The organism is Klebsiella michiganensis (assembly GCA_000963575.1).
GTDB lineage: Bacteria > Pseudomonadota > Gammaproteobacteria > Enterobacterales > Enterobacteriaceae > Cedecea > Cedecea michiganensis_A.
This window is the reverse complement of sequence record CP011077.1, coordinates 433,346-454,882: the sequence shown is the minus strand read 5'-3', so window position 1 is coordinate 454,882 and position 21,537 is coordinate 433,346. Positions and strand designations below refer to the sequence as shown.

General features: G+C 54.8%; 22 protein-coding genes and 1 pseudogene. 4 read left to right on the top strand and 19 right to left on the bottom strand.

What is annotated here, in order from left to right; genetic code table 11:
* Positions 1-54: 54 nt before the first annotated feature.
* Together VW41_02190 and VW41_02185 are read right to left on the bottom strand one after the other, a co-directional pair.
* Positions 55-1,467, bottom strand: a complete 1,413-nt coding sequence (locus tag VW41_02190; protein AJZ87941.1) for an amino acid permease — start codon at positions 1,465-1,467, stop codon at positions 55-57.
* A 278-nt stretch (positions 1,468-1,745) separates the two neighbouring features.
* Positions 1,746-2,366: a peptidylprolyl isomerase gene (locus VW41_02185; GenBank protein AJZ87940.1), complete on the bottom strand. Its 621-nt coding sequence runs from the start codon at positions 2,364-2,366 to the stop codon at positions 1,746-1,748.
* Between the two features lie 271 nt (positions 2,367-2,637).
* Between VW41_02185 and VW41_02180 the strand changes: the two genes are divergently transcribed.
* Entirely contained in the window at positions 2,638-3,231 is a 594-nt protein-coding gene (locus VW41_02180; protein AJZ87939.1) for a hypothetical protein, read from the top strand.
* A 69-nt stretch (positions 3,232-3,300) separates the two neighbouring features.
* Here the strand turns inward: VW41_02180 and rplI are convergent, their stop codons facing one another.
* From rplI to rpsF, 4 genes are read right to left on the bottom strand one after another with little or no spacing between them, the layout of a single operon-like run.
* Positions 3,301-3,750 (bottom strand): 50S ribosomal protein L9, encoded by a 450-nt coding sequence (gene rplI / locus VW41_02175; protein ID AJZ87938.1) that lies wholly within the window; start codon positions 3,748-3,750, stop codon positions 3,301-3,303.
* A 41-nt stretch (positions 3,751-3,791) separates the two neighbouring features.
* Entirely contained in the window at positions 3,792-4,019 is a 228-nt protein-coding gene (gene rpsR, locus VW41_02170; protein AJZ87937.1) for a 30S ribosomal protein S18, read from the bottom strand.
* Positions 4,020-4,023: 4 nt separating this feature from the next.
* Entirely contained in the window at positions 4,024-4,338 is a 315-nt protein-coding gene (locus tag VW41_02165; GenBank protein AJZ91821.1) for a primosomal replication protein N, read from the bottom strand.
* 8 nt (positions 4,339-4,346) lie between these two features.
* A complete protein-coding gene (gene rpsF / locus VW41_02160; protein AJZ87936.1) occupies positions 4,347-4,742 on the bottom strand; it encodes a 30S ribosomal protein S6 in 396 nt (131 codons plus the stop codon).
* 347 nt (positions 4,743-5,089) lie between these two features.
* Between rpsF and VW41_02155 the strand changes: the two genes are divergently transcribed.
* Positions 5,090-5,365, top strand: coding sequence for a membrane protein (locus VW41_02155; protein ID AJZ87935.1), 276 nt, complete (start codon positions 5,090-5,092; stop codon positions 5,363-5,365).
* A gap of 88 nt (positions 5,366-5,453) precedes the next feature.
* On the opposite strand, the gene VW41_02150 is transcribed toward VW41_02155, so the two are convergent.
* On the bottom strand, positions 5,454-6,182 hold the full coding sequence (locus tag VW41_02150; protein AJZ87934.1) for an esterase: 729 nt from the start codon (positions 6,180-6,182) through the stop codon (positions 5,454-5,456).
* A 166-nt stretch (positions 6,183-6,348) separates the two neighbouring features.
* Between VW41_02150 and VW41_02145 the strand changes: the two genes are divergently transcribed.
* Positions 6,349-6,678: a biofilm stress and motility protein A gene (locus tag VW41_02145; GenBank protein ID AJZ87933.1), complete on the top strand. Its 330-nt coding sequence runs from the start codon at positions 6,349-6,351 to the stop codon at positions 6,676-6,678.
* A 157-nt stretch (positions 6,679-6,835) separates the two neighbouring features.
* A complete protein-coding gene (locus VW41_02140) occupies positions 6,836-7,111 on the top strand; it encodes a membrane protein (GenBank protein AJZ87932.1) in 276 nt (91 codons plus the stop codon).
* 15 nt (positions 7,112-7,126) lie between these two features.
* Here the strand turns inward: VW41_02140 and VW41_02135 are convergent, their stop codons facing one another.
* From VW41_02135 to VW41_02080, 12 genes and pseudogenes are all read right to left on the bottom strand, one after another.
* Positions 7,127-8,761, bottom strand: a complete 1,635-nt coding sequence (locus VW41_02135; protein AJZ87931.1) for an isovaleryl-CoA dehydrogenase — start codon at positions 8,759-8,761, stop codon at positions 7,127-7,129.
* 108 nt (positions 8,762-8,869) lie between these two features.
* On the bottom strand, positions 8,870-9,601 hold the full coding sequence (locus VW41_02130) for a 23S rRNA methyltransferase (GenBank protein AJZ87930.1): 732 nt from the start codon (positions 9,599-9,601) through the stop codon (positions 8,870-8,872).
* A gap of 124 nt (positions 9,602-9,725) precedes the next feature.
* Positions 9,726-12,173, bottom strand: a pseudogene (locus tag VW41_02125) (exoribonuclease R).
* Between the two features lie 38 nt (positions 12,174-12,211).
* Positions 12,212-12,637, bottom strand: coding sequence for a transcriptional repressor NsrR (locus tag VW41_02120; GenBank protein AJZ87929.1), 426 nt, complete (start codon positions 12,635-12,637; stop codon positions 12,212-12,214).
* A 177-nt stretch (positions 12,638-12,814) separates the two neighbouring features.
* Positions 12,815-14,113 carry an adenylosuccinate synthetase gene (locus VW41_02115; GenBank protein AJZ87928.1) on the bottom strand — a complete coding sequence of 433 codons (1,299 nt, stop codon included), beginning with the start codon at positions 14,111-14,113 and terminating at the stop codon, positions 12,815-12,817.
* Between the two features lie 102 nt (positions 14,114-14,215).
* Positions 14,216-14,413, bottom strand: coding sequence for a membrane protein (locus VW41_02110; protein AJZ87927.1), 198 nt, complete (start codon positions 14,411-14,413; stop codon positions 14,216-14,218).
* A 62-nt stretch (positions 14,414-14,475) separates the two neighbouring features.
* Positions 14,476-15,480: a cell division protein FtsH gene (locus VW41_02105; GenBank protein ID AJZ87926.1), complete on the bottom strand. Its 1,005-nt coding sequence runs from the start codon at positions 15,478-15,480 to the stop codon at positions 14,476-14,478.
* Positions 15,481-15,482: 2 nt separating this feature from the next.
* Positions 15,483-16,742 carry a cell division protein FtsH gene (locus VW41_02100; protein ID AJZ87925.1) on the bottom strand — a complete coding sequence of 420 codons (1,260 nt, stop codon included), beginning with the start codon at positions 16,740-16,742 and terminating at the stop codon, positions 15,483-15,485.
* Between the two features lie 210 nt (positions 16,743-16,952).
* Positions 16,953-18,233, bottom strand: a complete 1,281-nt coding sequence (locus tag VW41_02095) for a GTPase HflX (protein ID AJZ87924.1) — start codon at positions 18,231-18,233, stop codon at positions 16,953-16,955.
* A 75-nt stretch (positions 18,234-18,308) separates the two neighbouring features.
* The gene (gene hfq, locus VW41_02090) at positions 18,309-18,620 is read right to left on the bottom strand and encodes an RNA-binding protein Hfq (protein AJZ87923.1); all 312 of its coding nucleotides are present in this window, start codon (positions 18,618-18,620) and stop codon (positions 18,309-18,311) included.
* Between the two features lie 101 nt (positions 18,621-18,721).
* Positions 18,722-19,666 carry a tRNA delta(2)-isopentenylpyrophosphate transferase gene (miaA, locus tag VW41_02085; protein AJZ87922.1) on the bottom strand — a complete coding sequence of 315 codons (945 nt, stop codon included), beginning with the start codon at positions 19,664-19,666 and terminating at the stop codon, positions 18,722-18,724.
* Entirely contained in the window at positions 19,659-21,536 is a 1,878-nt protein-coding gene (locus VW41_02080) for a DNA mismatch repair protein (protein ID AJZ87921.1), read from the bottom strand. Before VW41_02080 ends, miaA begins: the two co-directional genes overlap by 8 nt.
* Position 21,537: the final 1 nt, after the last annotated feature.

The following is a 21,537-nucleotide window of genomic DNA, read 5'->3' as shown; positions in this document are numbered from 1 at the left end:
AAAATGCCCTCTCCCTTTGGGGAGAGGGCATTTTTTCACGTATACACTGCCCGCTTACTTGCCGATATTCGCCAGGCGTTTTTTGCCCACGAACAGCCAGCCAGCACCCAGCACAATGAACCACAGCGGCGTCACTATCAGCGCCTGACGGGTATCATCTTCCAGCGTCAGCAGGACAATCACAAAGACGAAGAATGCCATGCACACCCAGCACATCAGCTTGCCCAGAGGCATCTTATAGATCGACTTCTCATGCAGGTGAGGACGCTGTTTACGGTACACCAGGTATGAGCAAAGAATGATGGTCCAGACGAACATGAACAGAATCGCGGAAACCGTCGTGATCATAGTAAAAGCCGCAATCACGTTCGGGTTGACATAAAGCATCACCACGCCGCCCAGCAGGCAGATACAGGAGAAGGTTAACCCTTTCGCCGGTACCGCACGTTTGGAAAGCTTAGCGAAGGCTTTAGGCGCCACACCGTCCTGCGCCAGGCCGAACAGCATACGGCTGGTGGAGAACACGCCACTGTTGGCAGAGGAAGCGGCGGAAGTCAGCACCACAAAGTTGATGATACTCGCCGCCGCCGGTAGGCCAACCAGCACGAAAAGCTCTACGAATGGGCTCTTGTTTGGCACAACGGAGCTCCACGGCGTCACCGACATGATAACTATCAGCGAAAACACGTAGAACATAATGATACGCACCGGGATCGAGTTAATCGCCCGCGGCAGTGATTTTTCAGGATCTTTGGTTTCCGCGGCGGTGGTGCCCACTAGCTCAATACCCACGAAGGCAAAGACCGCTATCTGGAACCCGGCAAAGAAACCGCTGATGCCTTTCGGGAACCAGCCGCCATCGTTCCAGAGGTTATTGAAGGAGGCCTCAACGCCGGACGGGGAATGGAAACTGGTCAAAACCATCACCAGGCCGATGACGATCAGCGCGACAATGGCGACAATTTTGATCATCGCGAACCAGAACTCCATCTCACCGAACATTTTCACGGTTGCCAGGTTCAGGCTCAGCAGCACCAGCACAACGGCCAGAGAGGCGACCCAATCGGAAAGTCCGGGGAACCAGAACTGGGCATAGGCGGTTATCGCCACTACGTCCGCCATGCCGGTCACCACCCAGCAGAACCAGTACGTCCAGCCGGTAAAATACCCGGCCCATGGCCCCAACAAATCTGCGGCAAAATCGCTGAACGACTTATATTCCAGATTCGATAACAGCAGCTCACCCATCGCACGCATCACGAAGAACAGCATAAAGCCGATGATCATGTAGACGAAGATGATGGACGGCCCCGCAAGGCTGATGGTTTTTCCTGACCCCATAAACAAGCCGGTGCCGATGGCACCCCCAATGGCAATAAGCTGAATATGACGGTTTGTTAAATTACGCCGCAGCGACTGCTCGGTCGGAGCCTGAGCTTCGTCCGCGACTTTGACCTGATCTACCATGTTTGTATTTTCCTGTACCTGTCTGTTTTTTCAGGCTCTACTGGCCCGTGAACTGTTTTTACGTGATGTTGTTTTGTGTGATACGAGGTAAGAATCGGCGGGATAAATAATAAGCACAAGGGTAATGTTAATTTTTTGTTTAATTTGAGTGTGAAATCGCATTCACAGCGGGATATGGCTCACAAAAATACCCGTAAAACAGGTTAATGCAAGATAAAATCACGCTAGTTTATTATTAGGCAATGCAAAACCCCGCACCTGGCGGGGTTCGGGATTCTTTACAGAATTTCCAGCAGCTCGACTTCAAAGACCAGGGTGCTGAATGGTGGGATAGAGGCACCGGCACCGCGCTCGCCGTAAGCGAGGTTGTGTGGAATAGTCAGTTCCCATTTGGAGCCTACTGGCATCAGGGTCAGCGCTTCGATCCAGCCAGCAATAACGCCGCTTACCGGGAACTCTGCCGGCTCGCCACGCTGTACGGAGCTGTCGAAGACAGTCCCATCGATAAGTTTGCCGGTGTAATGCACGCGAACGTGATCTTTACGCGCAGGAATTGGGCCAGTGCCCTGAGTGATAACGCGGAACTGCAGGCCAGATTCGGTGCTGCTCACGCCTTCTTTCTCTGCATTTTCAGCCAGGTATTTCTGACCTTCTACGGCCAGCTCTTTCTGACGCTCACGACGCACTTCGTCCGCACGTTCGTGAACTTCACGCAGAGCGCGGTGAACAACGTCAACAGGAACGGCCGGGGCATTCCCTTCCAGCGCATCACGGAGACCAGCGACCAGCGCTTCTGGCAGTAAACCTTGCAGGCCGGATTCGCTCAGCTGCTGGCCTACCTGTAAACCAATACCGTAACTTGCTTGTGCTTCGACGCTGTCAAAAGAAGGGGTTGTCATGGATTTTCCTTTCATGATGTTTAAAAGCAAGCCCGAAGCATAACAGCGTCAATCCGCAGGGTAAATGACAATGGAGGAAAGGTGACAAATGCAAACGAAACGGGAACAATAGCTTAAACGGGCGCAAAACTGCGGTTTACCGTCACGGAAACCAGGATTGCTTAAGGCATCAGACAGTTAGCGTTTACACTCTACATAGTTCGAGTTACAGCAACAACCTGCGGTTTGAACTATGACGAGTCTATACTGGAAAGTATTCTTTTGAGGAGGGTTGCCCATGCAATTCGCAGTTAAACCATGGCTTACGCGGATTTGGCATGCACCGGATCATTTCCGCTTGATGGATCCGTTACCTCCCCTGCACCGCCGAGGCATTATCCTTGGCTTTGCGTGCGTGATTCTCGGCTTTCTCCTGCCGGGGGCAGATAACGAGAGTCGCCCGGTCACGCGCGATGCTCAGCTCTCCGTACAATCCCAGTCTCCGATGCAGGCCGAGCTGACGCCTTCGGCTAATAGCAATGTCCCCGCGACGCCGGTTGAGCCTCCTCGTGTAGAAGAGCAAACTCAGGCCCCCGTCCCCCACGATAACAATGATATCGAGCAGCAGTGGCGTTCCTACCGTGTAGCGGCCGGCCAGACGATGGCCCAGCTGTTCCGCGATCATAATTTGCCGCCAGCAGACGTCTACTCCATGGCGCAGGTAGAGGGTGACAGTAAGCCGCTGAGCAACCTGCAAACCGGGCAGATGGTGCAGATCAGGCAAAATGCCAACGGCGTAGTGACGGGCTTAACCATTGATATCGGTAACGATCAGCAGGTGCTGTTTACCCGCCAGCCGAACGGCAGCTTTATTCGCGCGCAGTAAACCCGTCCTGCCTCATAAAAGCAAAACGCCAGCACGAGGCTGGCGTTTTTACGAGCAGTGAATAAAAACTTATTCAGCTACAACGTTTACAGTCAGTTTAGCGAATACTTCGCTGTGAACCTGGAAGTCCACTTCGTGCTCACCGGTGGTGCGCAGAACGCCGTTCGGCAGACGAACTTCGCTCTTAGCAACAGCAACGCCAGCTGCAGTTACAGCGTCAGCGATGTCGCGAGTACCGATGGAACCGAACAGTTTACCTTCGTCGCCAGCTTTGGACGCGATGGTTACGGTTTCCAGTGCGTTGATTTTCTCAGCGCGAGCTGCAGCAGCAGCCAGAACGTCAGCCAGTTTAGCTTCCAGTTCTGCACGGCGTGCTTCGAAGAACTCAACGTTTTTCTTGGTAGCAGGAACAGCTTTACCCTGTGGTACCAGGAAGTTACGAGCGTAGCCCGCTTTAACGTTAACCTGATCACCCAGGCTACCCAGGTTTGCTACTTTATCAAGCAGAATAACTTGCATTACCTTATCCTCTCAAAGTCGTATTAATGGACCGTGACCGATTACTGATGACGATCAGTGTACGGCAGCAGAGACAGGTAGCGAGCGCGTTTGATAGCGCGAGCCAGCTGACGCTGGTATTTTGCACGGGTACCGGTGATACGGCTTGGGACAATCTTACCGCTTTCGGTGATGTAGTTTTTCAGCGTAGCGATATCTTTATAGTCGATCTCTTGAACGCCTTCCGCGGTGAAACGGCAGAACTTGCGACGACGGAAATAACGTGCCATATGGCTAGTCTCCAGAATCTATCAATTCAATCTGCTCGGCATGCAAGACCACTTTGTTCAGGCCATTTTTCATCTGATGACAAGTAATGAACCCGTGAACCGTGATTTGCGTACCGACCGTTATACTGTGAGTAATGGCCTGGTTCGCGTGCCCGCTAACAATCACTGGCATTCGACACCACGCCTGCCGGTTAAGACCGGCTTCCTCTTGCACAGAACGGTGCTCAAGCACGAACTGGCAGTGAGGAATTCCTGAGGGGCTGACCTTGCGAAGGGGCGTCTTGCACACAGTGCCAGACAACGCCAGGCGGTTGGCCATCATCAGAATTACTCTTCAGAATCCCCAGCATCTGCATCATCAGCGGTTTCGTTAGCGAAATCATCGCGACGCTCACGGCGCTCGTCTTTCGCTTTAACCATTGGAGATGCTTCGGTAACCGCGTGCTTAACGCGCATAACCATGCTGCGGATAACGGCGTCGTTGAAGCGGAAGTTAGTTTCCAGCTCATCGATCGCTTCCTGCGGAGCTTCAACGTTCAGCAGAACGTAGTGAGCTTTGTGCAGTTTGTTGATCGGGTAAGCCAGCTGACGGCGGCCCCAGTCTTCCAGACGGTGGATCGTACCTGCTGCTGCAGTGATTGCACCAGTGTAACGTTCGATCATGCCCGGAACCTGTTCGCTCTGGTCAGGATGGACCATAAAAACGATTTCGTAATGACGCATCGAATTGCTCCTTACGGATTATTCAGCCTCCTGTCAGGGTCAGCCGCGGCCCATGGAAGCAAGGAACGTGTTTGAATTGCGGCTGAAAAATTGACGCGTAATCATACTTACCCAGGCCGCTAAACTCAAGGCCGCAAGCAAATAAATTATCTTTGTGACAGGGGGAATAGCTAAGCCTGTGAATTTCAAAACAAACCCGCAGATTGCCAAAATATTTTGAAAGAGACCATCAGAAATGGTCACTTTTTATTCAGCCATCAGGAATTACACTTATTGATAACAGGCCGCCACAGCCATTAACAGGAGCGACGACCACGGATTACAGGTTTGTTGTAGTGGAGCGCATCATGAAAAATATCGTTATTGCCCTTGCCGCTGTACTGCTCTTTAGCGCAAATGCGGCCGCAGCTATAAAAATCGACGCCCGCCAGGCCAGAAATATGGACGATGTTCAGAGCCTGGGCGTTATCTACATCAACCATAACTTCGCCACCGTTTCTGAAGCGGAATCGGCCATCCAACAGGATGCTGACCAACACAACGCGAAGTTCTACCACACGATAATCATGAGAGAACCGGGCAGCAACGGCAATATGCACGTCAGTGCTGATATCTACCGGTAGCTTGAGAGTACGCGTAAACACCAGAGAAGACACCACGACCTAAAAATCCATGTTTGACTTGCCCCCGCTTGCGGGGGCTTTTTTTCGCTTACAGGTGCCGGGCAAAAAACTGACTCGTGGCCTCTAACGCTTCGGGCGTAATGCGGTGTTTAACGCCCGCTTCCCATACACAGGTCAGGTTTTGGTCCAGCTTGTTAGCCACCAGCGCCTGCTGCAGCCTGAACGTTTCGACGGCGGGCACAACGTCATCATCCTCTCCGTGCCACAACAACAGCGGCCTGTCGCCCAGCCGCTCAAGCTGTTTACCGACGTCGTAATCCACCAGCCCGGCAATCACCTTTTCACGCACATCCACCGGAGGTGGGAACAGCGTCTGGGCGAGCGTTGTGAAATAGCCCGATCCCATCAGGCTGGCGACGCACCGCACTTCAGGATGCCGCGCCATAATCCCCAGCGCCGTCATGCCCCCCATGGAAGCCCCGCCCACCGCAAGCCTGTCGCCGGCAACGCCGCCGGTGTTTCTTAATGCCTGACAGAGAGCCGGGAATTCATCAATGCTGTTTTTTAAAATCGGCCAGAACTGCTGCAGGCGGGCGGGCGCATCGCCGCCGTAGCGGGCGCCATGATCGAGAGCGTCCGGCATCACAACGCGAAATCCCTGCTGCGCCAGCGCCACAGCGAAATAGCTATATACCAGCTTTGAAGAAGTAAACCCGTGGTAGAAGATAACCGTCGGCAGCGGGGATTGTTTCATTCCGGCAGGCACCGCGTGCAGCACTTCAACATCGGCTAACCGCTCAGTATAAATTTCGATCATCTTCTCTTCTCCTCCGGTGAAATATCAGGGAAAGTAACGCAAATTAGGGATTATTGTAACGATGAGATCTAGTTAGCGATTTTCATTCGAAAGTCAGCCAAAAGCGCGCCTGAGATAACAAATCGGGAACATTCCCCCTTTGCAGAGCCAACCCCGGAACTACACTATGATTGTCAAGAAACGAGAAACCATCATGCCCCGGCTATCCGTACTATTTCTGGCGGCCTTACTCAGCGCCTGCAGCGTGCTTCAGGGCACACCGCAGCCAGCGCCGTCGCCGACGAATTACCCGCAGGAAGTACAGCGCTCTCAGACTGCGGAGTTAACAAAAATAGGTACAGTGACCGCCGTGGTACGTGGCTCTCCAATGGACTCAGAAGCCATTATTAAGAAGAAAGCCGCAGCAGCGAAAGCCGATTATTATCTCATCATTATGAATGATGAGACGGTCATCCCGGGCCAATGGTATTCGCAGGCTATTTTGTATCGAAAATAGCCCGGTCCGATAGCCGTTATTTATTGATATTTACACAGCTTTTCGCCGCTTGATCGTTTCTTATGCACAATGGACCTCGCCCTCAGGAAGCGGGGTCAGCTTTGAGTAAGCGAAGGATTGCCCTGTAACTTCGGGGTAAAATGATAAGGAACTGACAATGAAACGATCTCTTGCCTTAACGACACTGCTGTTATCTGTTGGCCTCATTCCGACTCTGGCGCAGTCCGCCGAGTTTGCCAGCGCGGACTGCGTAACGGGCCTTAATGAAATCGGATTAATTTCGGTAAATGACATTGCCGGCAGCCCGCAGGATGTCGAACGTATGATCGCGCTGAAAGCTGACGAGCAAGGTGCTTCCTGGTACCGCATTATTCAGATGCAGGAAAACTCTCTGGCAGATAGCTGGCGAGCGCAGGCCATTCTTTACGCATAAAGGCCTGCCATTTTATTAAGCCACGCCTCCCGTTGCCCGCAGCAGCGCATCATTGATGACCTGCTCGGGCAGAAGCGATTCTCCCCGTTCGTCCAGCATCATGCGACACCAGGCTTCTGCTGCCGGTGGTGAAATTGATTTGAGCAATTGCGCCCCACAGGCAAGATTCGCCAGTTGCTGCGTGATTTCTCTGCCCCGCGCCTCCAGGGGCTTGCGCAAACGCTGCTGTAGCTGTCGCCAGCTGCGGTCGAAATGTCGGCTCTGCCCTTTAACCTCATCAAACTCCCTGGACAGCATTTCCATCACCGCAGGCTGTTTGGCGAGCACGCGCAGCACATCAAGGCTCATAATATTGCCCGATCCTTCCCAAATGCTGTTCACAGGCATTTCACGATACAGCCGCGGAAGCTCGCTCTCTTCGCAGTAGCCCACGCCGCCCAGGACTTCCATTGCTTCGGCCACAAAAGGGATCCCCGCTTTGCAGAGGCTGAATTTCGCGGCCGGGGTAAACAAGCGGCTGTAGGCCAGCTGTTCAGCGTCCCCCGGCGACTCCCACGCCCGCGCCAGGCGGAAGAGAAAGGCCGTCTGACCTTCAAGCCGCAGCGCCATTTTCCCCAGCAGTTGGCGCATCATCGGCTGCTCAATAAGCGTCTTGCCAAAAGCCTGTCGCTGAAGGGCGTGGCACAAGGCCACCGACAGCGCACGTCGCATCAGGCCATGACTGCCGAGCGCACAGTCAAAACGGGTAAATCCCCCCATCTTCAGGATATGGCGAACGCCCTCGCCTTCCTCACCAATAAGCCAGGCGGTAGCCTCACAGAATTCTACTTCACCGCTGGCGTTGGAACGGTTACCCAGCTTGTCTTTGAGTCGTTCCAGACGAACGGCGTTGCGCTGGCCGTCCGGCAAAAAACGCGGCAAGAAGAAGCACGACAGTCCTCCTTTAGCCTGAGCAAGGACAAGGTGGGCATCACTTTGCGGCACGGAGAAAAACCATTTGTGCCCCACCAGCCGGTAAGCTTCACCGGCCCCTCTGCCTGCCAGCGGTTCGGCGCGCGTGGTGTTACTCAGCACGTCAGAACCGCCCTGCTTCTCCGTCATCCCCATGCCAATCAGCAAACCACGTTTTTGGGCACCCGGCAGCAGGTGCGCGTCATAGCGATCGCTCAGCAAGGGCCGACGCCATGCTTCAAACACCCTGGGTAAATGCTGGAGCAACAGCGGCGTTGCCCCAAACGTCATAGTAATCGGGCAAAGGGTTCCGGCTTCCACCTGGGCATGCTGAATGAATCGGGCGGCGCGCGCGACAAAGGCTCCCTGCCGCATGTCCTCTTGCCAGGCCAGGTTGTGCACCCGGTTAGCAAACAAGCCTTGCATCAGCAGATGCCAGGCGGGATGAAAGCGAACGTCGTCCAGGCGCTCTCCGCTGGCGTCAAACCGCAGCAGCTCAGGTGGATTGGTGTTTGCCAGCCGGCCTAGCTCCAGAGATTCTGCAGAACCCAGCTGTTGGCCGATACTGGCCAGCAGTTCGACGTCCCAGCCAGCGCCCTCACGGACTACGGCTTCTCGCAACGGAATGTCTGAAAGAAAAAGATTGCTGTTGCTGAGGGGTTTGGGTTGATTAAAAACGGTGTGAGTTTGCCAGCGCATGCTGTTCCCTCCATCTGTGGCAATGCCAGTAAGTATGGACGGAGATGCGGGTTCTGCGCGGAGGGGGATCACAAACGGGGTGTTTCCACCCCATTCAGATAACGCGGCTTAACCGCGCTGACGCACGATTTCAAACAGGCAAACGCCGGTGGCAACGGACACGTTCAGAGAAGAAACGGTACCGGCCATTGGGATACTGACCAGCTCGTCGCAGTGCTCGCGAGTCAGACGACGCATACCTTCACCTTCTGCGCCCATCACCAGCGCCATCGGGCCGGTGAATTTGCTCTGGAACAGAGTATGGTCCGCTTCACCGGCGGTGCCGACAATCCAGACGTTCTCTTCCTGCAGCATACGCATGGTACGGGCCAGATTGGTGACGCGGATCAGCGGCACGTTCTCCGCTGCGCCACAGGCAACTTTTTTTGCCGTCGCGTTCAGCTGCGCGGAACGATCCTTCGGGACGATAACCGCATGAACGCCGGCGGCGTCAGCGCTACGCAGGCAGGCGCCAAGGTTATGCGGATCGGTTACACCGTCCAGGATCAGCAGGAACGGACGTTCGTGTTCGGCGATCAGGTCAGGCAGATCGTTTTCCTGATACTGCCGGCCCGGCTTCACGCGGGCGATGATGCCCTGATGTACTGCGCCCTCGGCTTTCTCGTCGAGCCACTGGCGATTTGCCACCTGCACCGGGATCCCTTGCGCTTCCACAGCGTGGATCAGCGGCAGCAGGCGCTTGTCTTCGCGGCCTTTCAGGATAAAGACTTCCTGGAAACGCTGCGGAGCACGTTCAAGCAGGGCCTGGACGGCGTGAATGCCGTAAATAATTTCACTCATTGATGTCACTCATTGCGGACGAGGGGTCGCCCGTGTTGGTTTGTTCATGGTCTGGATTTAGCCCCTCACCCCGGCCCTCACCCCACAGGGGCGAGGGAGAAAATACATCAGGGTGAGGGTAATATCAGCTCGCCTGCTTCTTCGCCGCGCGCTTCGCCTTCGTTGCTGCCGCTATTTTACGGGTTTTATCCGACGGCGCTTTGGCTTTCTTCGGTTTCTTTCCGGCCTTTTCTTTCTTCGCTTTTGTTCCGTCTTTCTCTTTACGGAAAGCATTGTCAGGCTCGAAGTTTACGCGCTTGCCTGCCTGACGGCGCTTAGACGGTGCGCCACCATTCCCGCCTCGCTTCGCTTTGTCTTTTGCCGTTTTGCCTGCGCCGCGCGGCGCGCGTGAGCTTGAGATAAGCGCGAAGTCGATTTTACGCTCGTCCATGTGCACGGCTTCCACCCGCACCTCAACACGGTCGCCCAGGCGGTAAGTCTGCCCACCGGATTCGCCTATCAGGCGCTGACCAATCTGGTCAAAGCGGTAATAGTCGTTATCCAGCGTCGAGACGTGAACCAGGCCATCGATAAACAGATCGTCCAGGCGGACGAAGAAACCGAAGCCGGTTACGCTGGCAATAATGCCGTTGAACACCTGCCCGACCTGATCCTGCATGAAGTCGCACTTCAGCCAGTCCGCTACGTCGCGAGTCGCTTCGTCGGCGCGGCGTTCGGTCATTGAGCAGTGCTGGCCCAGCTGCAGCATCTCTTCCATGCTGTAGTGCCAGCCGCCGGATTCAGTGCTGTTCCCGGTATGTCCCTGTTCTTTCGCCAGTAAGTATTTAATGGCGCGGTGCAGGGACAAGTCCGGGTAACGACGAATTGGCGAAGTAAAGTGCGCATAGGACTGCAGCGCCAGACCGAAGTGGCCGCGGTTTTCCGGATCGTAAATCGCCTGCTTCATCGAACGCAGCAACATGGTTTGCAGCATTTCGTGGTCAGGGCGATCGGCAATTGATTCCAGCAGATCGGCGTAATCACGCGGCTCTGGTTTTTGCCCACCGGGTAATTCCAGGCCCAGCTCCGCCAGCACAGAACGGAACGCGGTGATCGCATCGTTGCTTGGGCGATCGTGATCGCGGAACAGCGCGGGCTCGTTATTCTTCTCGACAAAACGCGCCGCCGAGATGTTAGCGAGGATCATGCACTCTTCGATGAGCTTATGTGCATCGTTACGCACGGTCTACTCCACACGTTCAATACGACGCTCAGCGTTGAAGATAAACTTCGCTTCTTCGCTTTCAAACGAGATCCCACCGCGCTGGGCACGAGAAACTTCCAGCACTTTATAGAGGTTATGCAGTTCTTCGATGTGCTTAACCAGCGGTGCATACTGCTCGCGCAGTTCCTGGTCGCCCTGCAACATATGCCAGACCTTGGTATAGGTCAGGCGCGCATGGGAGCTCATCACCGCTTCATAGAATTTGTAGCCGGTCAGACGCCCCGCGGCGGAGATGGTCATCTCACACACCATACACAGGCGGTCAACCTGCGGGTTCAGGGAACACAGGCCGTTTGAAAGCACTTCCGGCAGCATCGGTACTACCTGCGACGGGAAGTAAACCGATGTCCCACGGTTGCGGGCTTCGTTATCCAGCGCCGTTGGCGGACGCACGTAGTAGCTTACGTCGGCAATCGCGACCCACAGGCGCCAGCCACCACCGCGTTTTTTCTCGCAGAATACGGCGTCGTCAAAGTCACGCGCGTCTTCGCCGTCGATGGTCACCAGCGGCAAGTCTCGCAGATCAACGCGGCCAATCTTGGCCTCTTCCGGCACTTCTTCTTTCAGGTTTGCAACCTGAGCTTCAACCTCTTTCGGCCAGACGTGCGGGATTTCATGGGTACGCAGCGCCATATCCACGGCCATGCCGGTGTCCATGTTGTCGCCAAGCACTTCAACAATTTTACCGATAGCTTTGGTACGGCGCGTTGGACGCTGGGTCAGCTCGACCACGACCACAAAGCCCATACGGGCGCCCATCAGCGCTTCAGGCGGGATCAGGATATCGAAGCTCAGACGGCTGTCGTCCGGCACCACAAAACCTACGCCAGCGTCGGTAAAGTAGCGGCCAACAATCAGCCCGGTTCTTGGCTCCAGCACGCGCACGATACGCGCTTCGCGACGGCCCTTACGGTCAGCACCGAGCGGCTGCGCCAGCACCAGGTCACCGTGCATGCACATTTTCATCTGTTCGGATGAGAGATAGAGATCGTCTTTACGCCCTTCTACGCGCAGGAAACCAAATCCGTCGCGGTGGCCGATCACTTTACCTTTCAGCAAATCCAGGCGTTCCGGCAGCGCGTAACACTGACGGCGGGTGAATACCAGTTGGCCATCACGCTCCATCGCGCGGAGGCGACGGCGCAAAGCTTCAAGCTGTTCTTCACCGGAGATTTTTAGTTCTTCCGCCAGCTCTTCGCGGCTGGCCGGTTTTTCACGTTTAGAGAGATGGTCGAGAATAAACTCCCGGCTTGGGATCGGGTTTTCGTATTTTTCGGCTTCTCGTTCCTGAAAAGGATCTTTTGACATTTCGGGTCCTCCGTTGTCATCCGCAGGTGGAATCGTGATTATTCCACCAGCAGTAATTTGTAGAGCGGTTGGTTTTGGTCCACCAGGTCGGCCAGCGTGTGCTTGTCCAGTTCCTGAAGGAAACTCTGCACCGCCTCAGCCAAAGCCTGTTTGAGTCGGCAGGCGGGGGTGATATGACAAAACTCACTGCTACAGTTCACCAATGAGAGCGGCTCCAGCTCGCGCACCACGTCGCCAATGCGGATCGTTTCCGCAGGCTTACCAAGACGAATGCCGCCATTTTTTCCTCGCACGGCCATGACATAGCCCGCGCGGCTGAGTTGATTGATGATTTTCACCATGTGATTACGGGACACACCGTACACCTCTGTGACTTCAGAGATATTGGTCATCCTCCCTTCGGGAAGAGAAGCCATATAAATCAAAGCACGTAAACCGTAATCAGTAAAACTCGTTAACTGCACATCAACCTCATGGGTGGGAGGGGAAACGCTTTGCGCAAGGCAAGTTGCACCTTAAAGCAGGTACATATTGATGATAAACCAGCCATATGGCTGCCAGCTAATTTATTTGATTGGAATGATGAATAAAGCGGCGGGAAGAAAACAAAACGGGGCGTGATACCACACCCCGTGACATCATTATGCGTCGAACGGATCGCGCAGAATCATAGTTTCAGTACGGTCTGGGCCGGTTGAGATAATATCAATCGGCACGCCGGTGACTTCTTCAATGCGCTTGATGTAGTTCAGCGCTGCCTGCGGCAGACCGCTGCGCTCTTTCACGCCGAAAGTAGTTTCAGACCAGCCTGGCATCACTTCGTAAATCGGTTCGATACCTTCCCAGTCATCCGCTGCCATTGGGGTGGTGGTCACTTCGCGACCATCCGGCATACGGTAGCCCACGCAGACTTTCACTTCTTTCAGGCCGTCCAGGACGTCCAGTTTGGTCAGGCAGAAGCCGGACAAGGAGTTAATCTGCACGGCACGACGCACGGCAACCGCATCCAGCCAGCCGGTACGACGACGGCGACCGGTGGTAGCGCCGAATTCGTTACCCTGCTTGCACAGGAATTCGCCGATGTCATCAAACAGCTCAGTTGGGAACGGACCTGCACCCACGCGAGTGGAGTAAGCTTTGATGATACCCAGAACGTAATCCACATAGCGCGGACCGATGCCGGAGCCGGTCGCAACGCCACCAGCGGTGGTGTTAGAGGAGGTTACGTACGGATAGGTACCGTGGTCGATGTCCAGCAGCGTACCCTGGGCACCTTCAAACATGATGAAGTCGCCGCGTTTACGCGCCTGATCCAGCAGATCGGAGACATCAACAACCATACTGGTCAGGATGTCGGCAACCGCCATCGCATCGTCCAGCACTTTCTGGTAGTCAACGGCTTCAACTTTGTAGAAGTTCACCAGCTGGAAGTTATGGTATTCCATCACTTCTTTCAGCTTGTCTGCAAAGGTGGCTTTGTCGAACAGGTCGCCAACGCGCAGGCCACGACGAGCCACTTTGTCTTCGTAAGCAGGCCCGATGCCGCGACCGGTAGTGCCGATAGCTTTCGCACCGCGAGCTTTTTCACGCGCAACGTCCAGCGCAACGTGGTAGTCAAGGATCAGCGGGCAAGCTTCAGACAGCAGCAGACGCTCACGTACCGGAATACCGCGGTCTTCCAGACCTTTCATCTCTTTCATCAGCGCAGCTGGAGACAGCACAACGCCGTTACCAATGATGCTGGTTACGTTTTCGCGAAGAATGCCTGATGGAATAAGATGAAGAACGGTTTTTTCACCGTTAATTACGAGAGTGTGGCCTGCGTTGTGACCGCCCTGGTAGCGCACAACATATTTAGCCCGTTCAGTCAGAAGATCGACGATCTTTCCTTTACCTTCGTCACCCCATTGGGTGCCCAGTACGACGACGTTGTTACCCATTTTTCAAAATCACCGTTTGCTTAAAAATGGATTCTACCATCGGTTTCTCAGATGAACAGCCCTTTTAGTATACAAAATCAGTTTCTGCCGGATAAATTTCACTCAGCTACTAGCCCGACTCAACATGTAGTAGATCACGATGCCAGCAACCACAAGACCGCCGCCAAAACGACGCAACAGAGTGTCCGGCAATTGCGCCATAGCCAGAATCATACGCCGCCAGATCCGCGGATAAAGCATCGGTCCCAGGCCTTCGAGTACCAACACCAGCGCAAGCGCCAGCCAGATTGTTGAATTCATAATCATCCTTTTCGGGCATAAAAAAAGAGCCGGTAAACCGGCTCTTTTACACTGTTCAGCAGTTAACGTGAGCTATTTGCTGGCGTTTTCATGTAGCGGAAGAAGTCGCTATCCGGGCTCAGAACCATGATGTCCTGGTTAGACTGGAAGCTGGCCTCATAAGCACGCAGGCTACGGATAAAGGCATAGAAGTCTGGATCCTGGCTAAACGCATCGGCAAACAGCTTCGCGGCTTCTGCATCGCCTTCACCACGAGTCATACGGCCCTGGCGCTCAGCTTCTGCCAGCGTACGGGTCACTTCGTAGTCAGCGGTAGCGCGCAGCTTTTCAGCCTCTTCCTGACCCTGTGAACGGTGGCGACGGGCAACCGCTTCACGCTCGGCGCGCATACGGTTGTAGATAGCCTCGGACACTTCGGTAGGCAGGTTGATCTGCTTGATACGCACATCGACGACTTCAATACCCAGCGCGGCCATACTGTTCGGGTTAACCACCGGCACTTTGCCGTTGGTCTCTTCGGTAATACGCGCTGCTGCGGAAGCGATAGCATCATCCGCTGCCGGCGTTGCCACTTCATCATCAGTGCCCGCTGAACCGGAGTTCAGCGCGTCTCGGACGTCCAGCGTCAGGCGACCACGGGAATCGGTCACGATGTCTTTCACATCCAGACGACCAATTTCAGAACGCAGACGGTCACTGAACTTACGTTTCAGCAGCACTTCCGCCTGAGAAACATCGCCACCGCCGGTGGCCAGGTAGTAACGGCTGAAGTCGCTGATGCGCCACTTGATGTAGGAGTCAACGATCAGGTCTTTCTTCTCTTTGGTCACAAAGCGATCGGCCTGGTTGTCCATCGTCTGGATACGCGCATCCAGGGTTTTCACGGTTTCAATGAACGGGATCTTGAAGTGCAGACCCGGCTCATACACTACCGGTTTGTTTTCGTCATCACGCAGGACTTTGCCGAAGCGTAATGTAATGCCGCGCTCGCCCTCATGCACCACGAACAGCGAGGTGTAGATCACGACCAGCACGATGATAATTACTGCAATGAAAGACTTACGCATCGTTATTCACTCCCTACGCGCTGGGTATCGTTGCGCAGTGCGTTGGCACGACGCTGATCCATGATATCGCCGCTCGAGGAGGACGAAGAGGTGCTGGCACTGCTGCCTGAGCTGGACGCTGGTGGCAACCGCAGCAGATTGCTCGCTGCGCTGTTATCGCCCTTCGCGGCCGGCTGCTGAGCGCCGCCCTTCAACATCTGATCCAGCGGCAGCACCATCAGGTTGCCACCTTTGTCGTTAACCAGCACTTTGCGGGTGTGGCTAAGAACTTTTTCCATAGTTTCGATATACAGACGCTCGCGGGTGATTTGCGGTGCGGCTTTATATTCCGGCAGCAGTCGGGCAAAGCGAGAAACCTCACCCTGCGCTTCCAGCACGGTCTGCACTTTATAAGCACGAGCCTCTTCCAGAATACGCTGAGCCTGGCCGTTAGCGCGCGGCTGGACTTCGTTGGTGTATGCCTCAGCCTCACGGATGTACTGCTGTTCGTTTTCACGAGCAGAGATAGCATCATCAAATGCGGCCTTCACCTCTTCCGGCGGACGCGCCGTCTGGAAGTTGACGTCCAGCAGGGTGATGCCCATGTTGTAAGGCTTGATGGTTTCTTCAAGCTCACGCTGGGTATCGCTACGAATCACGGTACGACCCTCAGTGAGGATCTTATCCATGGTGTATTTACCGATAACACCGCGCAGCGCGCTGTCGGTGGCCTGACGCAGGCTGTCATCCGCACTGGTCACGCTGAACAGGTAACGCTGTGGATCGGTAACGCGGTACTGCACGTTCATCTCAACGCGCACTACGTTTTCGTCAGAGGTCAGCATCACGCCGGACGCCGCCAGCTCACGTACCGATTCAACGTTCACTGCCTGAACGCTGTCGATAAACGTTGGTTTCCAGTTCAGACCCGGCTCAACCAGGTGGCTGAATTTACCGAAGCGGGTCACAACACCGCGTTCGGCTTCTTTAATGGTATAGAACCCGGTTGCTGCCCAGATAATGACCGCTGCAGCGGCAACGATACCCACCACGCGACCGCCAATAGGATTGCCCGGCCCCTGCGATGCATTACCACCGCCACTGCCGCCGCTTTTCCCGCCGCCAAGGCCGCCGAGTTTTTTACTCAGCTTGCGGAAGATATCATCCAGATCAGGTGGCCCCTGATCGCGCCCTCCTTTGTTACCCCCAGAGTCGCCGCCAGGCTTGCTGCTTCCCCACGGGTCGCGGTCCTGTCCGTTATTACCGGGCTGATTCCACGCCATGTTTATGCTCCATATTTGTTGTGCGGTGATATCCCCCTAGGGGGAAATAGTCTTCAGGACATTTATACCCGTCATATTTCAAGCCGCAGGTGCGTTGGCTCCGCCCGCTCACCCCAGACACACAGTTAGGCTATGTTCCTGGGAACTCTCGGCGTTGTCGCCTGCCTGCAACTCGAATTATTGACGGTATTTGAACCGGTTTGATGACATCTAAACGATGTAATCCGCGAGTGCCGGTTCTTGCTTACAAAGGCGACGCCAGTCCACGATAGGCATACGGACTTCTAGCCCCACGCAGCCGTCTTCCTCTGTCCACTCTTTTTCTATTGCCTGAAGCTGATAAAAACGGCTCCGTAAACGCCCTGCCTGAGGGGGTAAACGCAGCGTATGCTGCGCAATTTCACCAGACAAACGCTCCGTCAGAGCCTGGAAAAGCAGTGGGACACCGGCACCGGTCTGTGCGGAAAGCCAGACGCGGATCGGCACATTCTCATCGTTACGATCGATGCGCGGTTCAAACTCATCCAGTGCATCGATTTTATTCATGACCAACAGCGCTGGGATTTCATTCGCCTCAATCTCTTCCAGTACGGTATCGACTGCGGCAATGTTTTCCTGCATCCGGAAATCGGCTGCGTCAATCACGTGTAACAACAGCGTGGCCTGACGAGTCTCCTGCAAAGTGGCTTTAAACGCGGCTACCAGGTCATGCGGCAGGTGGCGAATAAAACCGACAGTATCCGCCAACACGGTTTCGCCCACATCGGCGACGTCAATACGTCGCAATGTAGGATCGAGCGTGGCAAATAGCTGATCCGCGGCATAAACATCGGCCGCGGTAATTCTATTAAATAGCGTGGATTTACCGGCGTTGGTGTAGCCCACCAATGAAATCGTCGGCACATCTGCTTTATTACGTGAACGTCGCCCCTGCTCGCGCTGTTTTTCTACACGTTCTAAACGCGAGAGGATCAGCATAATACGGTTGCGCAGCAAGCGACGGTCAGTCTCGAGTTGGGTTTCCCCTGGACCGCGTAAACCGATCCCGCCTTTCTGGCGCTCAAGGTGGGTCCAGCCGCGTACCAGGCGCGTAGCCAAATGGCGAAGCTGGGCTAGCTCAACCTGCAACTTACCCTCATGGGTACGTGCACGCTGGGCAAAAATATCTAAAATTAACCCGGTGCGGTCAATAACACGGCACTGGCACAGGGCTTCCAGGTTACGTTCCTGGGCGGGGGATAACGCATGATCAAACAGCACAACCGACGCCCCAGTGGCCTTAACGGCCTCGGCAATCTCAACGGCTTTGCCTTCACCAACGAAATACTTTGGGTGCGGGGATTTGCGGCTACCGGTTACCACCTGCAGTGCTTCGACACCGGCTGAAGAGACCAGGGATTCAAACTCCGCCAGGTCTTCCATGTCTTTGTCTTGCGAAAAATAGATGTGAACCAGTACCGCCTGCTCACCGGCATCATAACGGTCAAACAAGCGTATAACCTCTCAAAAAGACCAGCGGGGAACGCAGTTGAACTGGTCCCCCGACCGGGAAAACAGCAAGCAACCTTATTCGGTTTCTTCGCTGTCTTGTTGCGGCGCAGAACCAGCCTGCGCGCTGCCGCCGTGATGGTAGCCGCCAGAACCGCCGGTGCCGGTGTTATTGCTATGATGAGAAACCGGACGAGACGGAACAACGGTAGAAATCGCGTGCTTATAGACCATCTGGCTGACCGTGTTTTTCAACAGGATCACGAACTGATCGAAAGACTCAATTTGCCCTTGCAGCTTAATACCATTCACCAAATAAATAGAAACTGGAACACGTTCACGACGCAGTGCGTTCAAGAACGGATCTTGTAAAGATTGCCCCTTAGCCATTCTATCTTTTCCTTATATGTTTGTTGTTTGTCACTCAAGAGCGATTAGCTCTGAAAAACTGCGTAAAAATTTGCGCACGCTGACGCTTCAATTGTACACATTCACCCATGCTTCGCACTAACAACCTGTAGCACTTCGCTGTATGCCTGTTCCGGTTTTTCACTGTCTAACCAGTGAACACCTTCCCAGCCACGCAGCCAGGTCATCTGGCGCTTAGCCAATTGACGTGTCGCGCAAATACCTCGATAAACCATCTCATCGTATGACGTTTCACCTGCCAAATAAGACCACATCTGGCGGTAACCCACACAACGGATGGAAGGCATCTCCGTATGCAAATCTCCGCGAGCAAAAAGCGCCCGCACTTCTGCTTCAAAACCTGAAGCCAACATCTGATGAAAACGCTGCTCAATTCGCTGATGGAGCAGTTCACGGCTCGCCGGGGCGATGGCGAACTGATGCACCTGATACGGCAGAGCCTCTCCTGACGTTTGCGTCAGTTCCGTTAAAGTTTTACCCGAAATGAAAAAAACTTCCAGTGCCCGGGAAAGCCTTTGCGGATCATTTGGATGAATCCGGGCAGCGGCAACCGGATCGATCTCTTCCAGTTGACGATGCAGCGCATTCCACCCTTGCTCTGCCGCCTGTTGCTCTATCTGTGCCCTGACGTCCGGGTTCGCCGACGGGAGCGGCGAAAGCCCTTCCAGCAGCGCTTTAAAATAGAGCATAGTCCCACCGACCAGCAGCGGGATACGCCCGGCGGCGGTAATGTCAGCCATCTCGGCCAGGGCATCGCGGCGAAAATCTGCCGCTGAGTACGCCTGAGCCGGGTCAAGCAGGTCCATTAACCTATGCGGTGCCTGGGCTTGCTCTTGTTCCGTTGGCTTAGCGGTCCCGACATCCATTCCACGATAGATGAGGGCCGAATCCACGCTTATCAACTCTACCGGCAAAGTTTTACGCAAATTAATAGCAAGTGCCGTCTTGCCTGAGGCCGTGGGCCCCATTAAAAAAATCGCCTGTGGCCTTTTTTTATCTTCAGTCATCTTTCAGGGCGTTCATCGCCGATTGTAAATCAACAGGTTGTAGCAAACCGCCCGGGGGCGATTTCACCAACTGCGGGCAAAGACGTTCAACGTCTGCCAGCAGAGTAATGGCCTGAGCCTGGCTCCACTGTTCGTGGTCGCTTGCCAAATGACGAGCAATCCACAAAGCCAGCTGGCCCGCCGAAACGTCCGCCTGTTGCGCCAGGTATCCTGGCAGTTCGTGAATCAAGATTTGTAAATTTTGTTTCCGTAAAGGTAAAGGTACCGTGCGAATTGTTATCTGCCGGGCATCGGTATCAAATTCAATGCCCATTTCTTTCAAAAGCGATTGATATTTAACCAATACATCGTGCTCTTCGCGACTGACTTTCAGCCGCAGAGGTATCAGCAGCGGCTGAGCCCTAAGACCTTCACTCCCTGGCGCCAGTTGAGCCTGTTTTAGCCACCGCTCGGCAACCACCAGAGAAAGCAGAGAAAGTTTGCCCTGCCGTTCCAGTAAAGCCTTATCCGGAGGTAAAACCGTTAACACCCGGCCAAAACTTTGCGAGTGGCCCTCTAACGCCGCGGGTTCTTCAGCGCGAACGGCAGGCTTTGGCTCGACGTCAGGCGTCTCAAGCAACTGGTGATAAAGTACGCCCTGCTGCTTCTGATAGCCTGGCGCTGCGTGTGGCCAAAGCGGCGTCCCCCCGGCCCCGGCAGGACGGCCACCGCTGGCCGGTGATGGCGAAGCCTTGCCTGGCGAAGCATCACGAGGCTCCCGCGCGACGGCCGGCGTGGCAAACTGGTTGCGCCCGGCGGCAACACGGTTTTCCGGCTGCCAGCGCTCAGCGGGGGTTTCCGCCGTTTCTTCCAGCGCCAGGGCATTCTCACCCTGCTGCTGAAGCACGCTAATCACCCCCTGATAGATAAAATCATGTACCAGACGTGACTGATGAAAACGTACCTCGTGCTTGGCCGGGTGAACGTTAACGTCCACCTGATGAGGGTCTATCTCCAGATACAGTACAAAGGCCGGCTGCTGATCCACCCCCAACTTGTCTTCACAGGCCTGGCGAATCGCATGGTTAATTAAGCGGTCACGCATCATGCGCCCGTTAACATAACAATATTGGATCTCCGCCAATGCCGAAGTGGTTGCAGAAGGTTCAGCCACCCAGCCTCGTAGCGTTAAATCGCCGTGCTGCCACTCAATGGCCAGCGCCTGTTCAAGAAACGGCGTACCGCAAATTGCCCCTAGACGACGCTCGCGCGGGGCACCGTCTTGCACTGCGCGGTACTGGCGGATCATTTTTCCATTGTGATTGAGCGTAATAGAAACGTCGAAGCGCGCCAGCGCAATGCGGCGCACCACTTCATCAATATGATTGAATTCGGTTTTTTCAGTGCGCATAAACTTACGGCGCGCGGGCGTGTTGTAAAACAGATCGAGAACTTCAAGCGTCGTCCCAACGGGATGCGCTGCGGGCTTCACCGTCACAGCCTGATCGCGCCCTTCGGCATAGGCCTGCCAGGCTTCGTTTTGTTCTGCCGTACGTGAAGTCAGAGTCAGGCGGGAGACGGAGCTTATACTCGCCAGCGCTTCACCGCGGAACCCGAGGCTGATAATGGCCTCCAGATCGTCGAGAGAAGCGATTTTACTGGTGGCATGGCGAGCCAGCGCCAGCGCCAGCTCCTCCTGCTTAATGCCACAGCCGTTGTCCCGAATACGGATAAGCTTTGCGCCACCGCGTTCAATATCGATGTCGATCCGCGTGGCGCCGGCATCAAGGCTGTTTTCAACCAGCTCTTTTACTACCGACGCAGGGCGCTCTACAACCTCGCCAGCGGCGATCTGGTTCGCAAGCTGCGGCGGCAGAACCTGAATCGGCATA